3 protein-coding genes and 1 pseudogene are annotated in these 4,778 nt (G+C 36.6%); all 4 read left to right on the top strand.

The annotated features are described in order from the left end of the window. Positions 1-1,823 (top strand): tetratricopeptide repeat protein (locus tag Q0L68_RS16520; RefSeq protein WP_296705289.1); only part of this gene is annotated, 1,823 nt, incomplete at its 5' end. 3 nt (positions 1,824-1,826) lie between these two features. Continuing rightward, positions 1,827-3,533, top strand: coding sequence for a TonB-dependent receptor (locus Q0L68_RS16515; RefSeq protein WP_296705286.1), 1,707 nt, complete (start codon positions 1,827-1,829; stop codon positions 3,531-3,533). A gap of 66 nt (positions 3,534-3,599) precedes the next feature. Next, on the top strand, positions 3,600-4,490 hold the full coding sequence (locus tag Q0L68_RS16510; protein ID WP_296705284.1) for a hypothetical protein: 891 nt from the start codon (positions 3,600-3,602) through the stop codon (positions 4,488-4,490). 1 nt (position 4,491) lies between these two features. Further along, a pseudogene (locus Q0L68_RS16505) lies at positions 4,492-4,778 on the top strand (MotA/TolQ/ExbB proton channel family protein); the annotation flags it as partial.

The following is a 4,778-nucleotide window of genomic DNA, read 5'->3' as shown; positions in this document are numbered from 1 at the left end:
CAGAAATGGAAACCTTGCTTTCAGAAGCCCTGGTTAATACGAATGATTATTTGAGAGCCATCGAACAGATGGATCGAATAACAAATAAATCTCCTCGAATCCAATCTGCCTATCAAAAGGTGGCCTTTTATCAGGCAATGGTGTATTTCAGAGATCAAAGATGGGATGGGGCGATTGCGTATTTAGATAAATCATTAGCTTTTCCGGTTGACAAAACCATTGTTTTGGAATCACATTTTTGGAAAGGGGAAGCTTATTCAGCTGATGGAAATTTGGCAGCTTCCATTAAATCATATGATCAGGCAATTTCTTTAGGAAGGACGACATCAAGTGCATATTTGACGAAGAGTTTATATGGTTTGGGTTATGCTTATTTTAATTCCCAACAATATCCAAGAGCTGAATCACAATTCAAAACCTACACTGACCGACTAAGAGGACGGGATAATAAAGAGAATTATGATGATGCCATGCTTCGTTTAGGAGATTGCTATTATGTACAGAAACGGTTTTCAGAAGCTGCTGCAATTTTCCAGCAAGCTATTAATGAATCAAATTCGGGAATAGACTATGCTTATTATAGATTGGCTGTAGTTCAGAATTTCCAGACTAGAAATCAAGAGGCCTTAGCGCAATTAAATACGCTAATATCCAGGTATCCCAATAGTCTTTACTATGAAGATGCTGTTTATCAAAAAGGTCAAATAAATATGGAGGAGACTAGTTATTCAGAAGCTTCCAGAGCATATTCTGATTTGATAAATAGTAAACCTAATTCTCCTTTCGTTCCCTATGCTTTAGAGGGAAGAGCTGTTGCAAATTTTTCCATGCAAAATTATGATCAGACTATTCAGGATTATAAAACGATATTGGACCGACACCCCAATGCTCAAAACTCCGAAACAGCTTTAAAGGGATTACAAGAAACTTTGGCTTTGCAAGGAAGATCTGCAGAATTTTCTGATTATTTAGCAAAATATAAAGGGTCAAACCCTGATAATTCCAGTGTTCAATCGCTTGAATTTGAATCTGCAAAGAGCATGTATTTTGATAAGAATTATGCCCAAGCTTCTATAGCACTAGAGAATTACCTTAGAAATTACCCACAAACCACACAAAAATTAGATGCTCTTTATTTTCTTGGAGATTCTTATTTCCAATTAGGTGAAAAAGAAAAAGCATTAGAGCAATTCAAAGCATTGGAAAGGGAACCTGCATCCCCGCAAAGACTGAGAGCTATGCAGAGAATTGGAGGGATAGAACTTGAAAAAGGAAATTTTGAAGCGGCTATTCCTTATTTACAAACCTCTGCTGAGAATGCGAGAAATAAAATAGAGGAGGCTGAAGCGGTAGAAGGCCTGATGATTGCCAATTATCAGACAAAAAAGTTTAACCAAGCCATTTCGAATGCGGATCGACTTTTGACTTTGGATGGAATCATTCCTGAGTCAACCCCAAAAGCGCTTTTGACAAAGGCTAAATCACAAAATGAGACCAATGCTAAGGCAGAGGCTGAAACCACTCTGATGACTTTAGTGAATGAATACAAAACTGTTCAAGGAGCTGAAGGACTTTATTTGCTCGCTTTTTCATTTCAAGAGAAAGGAGACGTAGAACAATCCAATGAGACGATTTTTGATTTCTCAGGTCCTTTTGTAGACTTCAGCTATTGGTATGGAAGGATGTTTCTACTTCTAGCCGATAATTATATCAAAATGGGTGAGGACTTTCAGGCAAAAGCAACCTTGGAATCTATCATTGAGAAGTCCACCAATGAAGAAATTAAGACAATGGCTCAATCTAAAATTCAAACCCTTAATTAAACCATGAAAAAGCTAGCTAAATCTATTCTTTTCTGCGGAGTATTTGGTTTGACCACAGGTTTGACTTATTCCCAGACTCAATCTAGAGGGGAAGTGACTGATCAAGAATTCATTATTCGAAAAGATCGAGTATTGACAGTCCCTGTTCAACCTCGGGTTTATGAAAAACTACCTGTCCTTCCCCAACCCAAAGGCTTAGATGATTTTAATTATTCAATTAATAGATACCCGCTTTCGTTACAACCTTTGATATTGGAAACAACCCCAATTCAAAAACCATTTAGAGCTCCTCAATTAGATTTGTATCCAGGGTTTTTAAGAATTGGTTATGGTAATTTCGCTTCTCCATTACTGGAAGCAAGATATATGGCTACAGCAGTAGATCAAGTCAATTATTCCTTAAATCTTGGGCATCAAAGTTTTGGAAAAGGACCTGTAGAAGGAGAGGAATCAGGTGAAGCACACACTACATTTGGTGGCGATGTCAGTTATTTTTCTGAACTGTTTGAAGTATTTGGTGGAATTGATTGGCACCAGGATCGATATTCATTTTATGGGGTTGATCCAATTAATTTTGAAAATCCTGATTTCGAAATTCCCGATAATGTCTTGAATTCGATTTTCGTAAAAGCTGGAATCCGGGATATTGAAAAAGTAGGCCCATTTTCTTATGAAGGACAAATTAGCTTCCGAAATTTCAAGGACAGCTATATGGTTATGGAAAATGAAATAGGAATTGCAGCTACGGGTAAATTTCGACCTAATGAAGATTGGACAGGCCAAGTAGGAATCAGTTATTATTCTACTAACCCAGAAGATTTAGGATATTCTAAAACTAGAACCTATTTCGCAATAAGGCCTGAGGTTGTTTATAAGATGGGAGAGTTTCGGTTTTCGGCAGGTTTAAACTTGGTTTCTGAAAATGATTCAATTGAAGGTAAATCCAGTGATTTCAGAATTTTCCCAAACCTAAAAGCGTCTTATCAATTCGCTGAGGAGTTTGGTTTCTTTGGGGAGTTTTCAGGTGATGTGAAAAGAAATACCTATTTCGGTTTTGTGAGCGAAAACCCATATCTAGGTCCAAGCGAGCAATTGCTCAATACGATACAAAACTATAAAATCGAAGGTGGAATTGAAGGCCAGTTTCAAGAGGCATTTCATTATAGAGCTGCGGTCAATGTAAGCCGATATAATAATCTTAGCTTTTTTGTAAATAATTATTTCGTTTATCCAAATGCCTCAGACTCTTCTAGGTTTACTTTAGTTTATGATGATAAAAGTACAGTCTTTAATATCAATGGAGAATTAGGTTTTAAATTCTCTGACGTTTACACTTTAGGGACTAGACTGGATTTATATCAATATGATTTAAGTACCCAAGGTGAAGCTTGGCATAAGCCAACTTGGGAGTTCAGAGTGAATAATCAAGTGACTCCAATTGATGGTTTATTGGTACAGGCGAATTTGAATTTTATGGGTGGATTGAAAGCCCGTAGCGCAAATCTAAATATGGGAGGAACTTTCGAAAACTACCAAGTCGAAAAACTTAAAACCATTGCAGATTTGCAGCTAAAAGCAGATTATCAGATCACTAATAGATTTGCAATATTTGCCGAAGGAAACAATATTCTAAACGGTAAAAACATGCGCTGGTTAAATTATCCTGTGAGAGGAATTCAACTTATCGGTGGAGTTTCTATGAAATTTTAAGAATGTTTTAATTCAGGGTTGGGGTTTAGCCTCATTTCCGTTAGTTTCGTAGCTCTCTATTTTACTATGCCTGAAAACACTTCTGAAAATAAGCAATGGCTTGACCCAAAAGATTATGGACTTCCATATGTGGAAATAGCCCCGTTAGATTCTGGGGATTCCAAAGAATCTGTTTCTGAAAAGATACAGCAAAGCGAAGAACCTATCGAATTGAAGGAAAAAGAAGTAGGTAAGCAAGTTGAAAATGAGAAAGAAGTTGAGTCAATTTTAGAGGCTAAAAATGATAATTCACCTCATCAGGAAAATAAAATTGTACCAGCAAAAGCTCTAGAAAAGGTTGAGACTCAAACTTCATCCTCAAATTCTAAAGCTATTAGTTCAATTAATGCGTCGGAAAAAAAGAAGAATAACTCCTGGGTTCCTATTGTTTTGATTTTAGCAGTTGTTGTCATTTCCGTAATCGTTTGGCAACTGTTGGGACAAGAAAATGATACTCAAACTTTAGAAAATCAACTAACACAGCAAGAAATACAAGCTGTTGAAAATACTTCGGTTCAACCGATCGTAGAAAATACCCAATCTGAAGAAACACAATCGACTGAAAATCAAGACTCTATTTCAAATTCAAATTCTTCTTTAGAAGAACCTGTAGAAACGCCTCAAACTGGTACAACTATTGATCGTACTGGTGCTGAGACATTGATCCGTGTAGAAGGTAGATCAGAACGTCCACAATATTTTATCGTTGTGGGAAGTTTGCCAAATGAAAGAATGGCAATTTCTGAATCTGAGCAATACTTGGATCGCGTCAGTTCAATTTATATGATCTTACCATACGAAGACGTTAGAAATTATCGTTTGGCTATAGGATCATTCACAAGTTTTAGAAAAGCCAGTGAAGAACTTGAAGCGATCAAAGATCAATACACAGAAGCTTTATGGATTTTGAAATATTAATATGATTCTTCTTCAAACCCTTTCTGTTGCCGATTCCTTGGCAGCTGCAAATAGCCTTGCTGAAGGCGCCACAAAAGAAAACATCGGTTTATTAGATCTTTTGATCAAAGGTGGATACATGATGGTCCCCTTATATCTGCTTTTCATTTTAGCAATTTTTATATTCTTCGAAAGATTAATTACGCTGAAAAAGGCATCAAAAACTTCATCCTCATTAATGGATCAGATTCGAGTTTTGGTTCAAAGTGGTAAAATTGAAAAAGCAAAAATGCTTTGTGCTGGTGAGAA

This window comes from Algoriphagus sp. (assembly GCF_024642405.1).
Taxonomy (GTDB): Bacteria; Bacteroidota; Bacteroidia; order Cytophagales; family Cyclobacteriaceae; genus Algoriphagus.
Note: the sequence above shows the minus strand (reverse complement) of the source record. Positions and strands in the feature narration are given on the sequence as shown.